Origin of the sequence: Chitinophaga agrisoli (genome assembly GCF_008386695.1) — a bacterium.
Taxonomy (GTDB): Bacteria; Bacteroidota; Bacteroidia; order Chitinophagales; family Chitinophagaceae; genus Chitinophaga; species Chitinophaga agrisoli.
Window position 1 is genome coordinate 1 of sequence record NZ_VUOC01000126.1, and the last position, 364, is coordinate 364.

Here is a 364-nt window from a genome sequence, read left to right on the forward strand (position 1 = left end):
GATCCTGAAGAGGGACTTCAAGACCCTGGCTGAAACGGTACGCAGCACATCGCCCGAGACCAGGATCATCATATCAGGACCCCTTCCCACATTCCAACGTGGGATGGAAAAGTTCAGTAGGCTTTATGCTTTAAATGAATGGTTACAGTCATGGTGCAGTGAACAAAATCTGCTGTTTATTAATAATTGGAATGTTTTCTGGGAGCGACCTAGATTCTTCAGCCGTGACGGCCTGCACCCCAGCAGAATCGGAGCGAAGATGATGTCGGACAACATATCGAAGGCTCTTCACTCCATCTGACTGGTAAGGCGTCGTAACTATTATGAATATTACAGCTGTAACTCCAATGATCAACCCCATATT

General features: G+C 46.4%; 1 protein-coding gene. It reads left to right on the forward strand.

Features of this window, described 5'->3' with window-relative positions; genetic code table 11:
• Window positions 1-301: SGNH/GDSL hydrolase family protein (locus tag F0L74_RS33010; RefSeq protein WP_188316293.1), on the forward strand; the 301-nt coding region annotated here is incomplete at its 5' end.
• Window positions 302-364 lie beyond the last annotated feature (63 nt).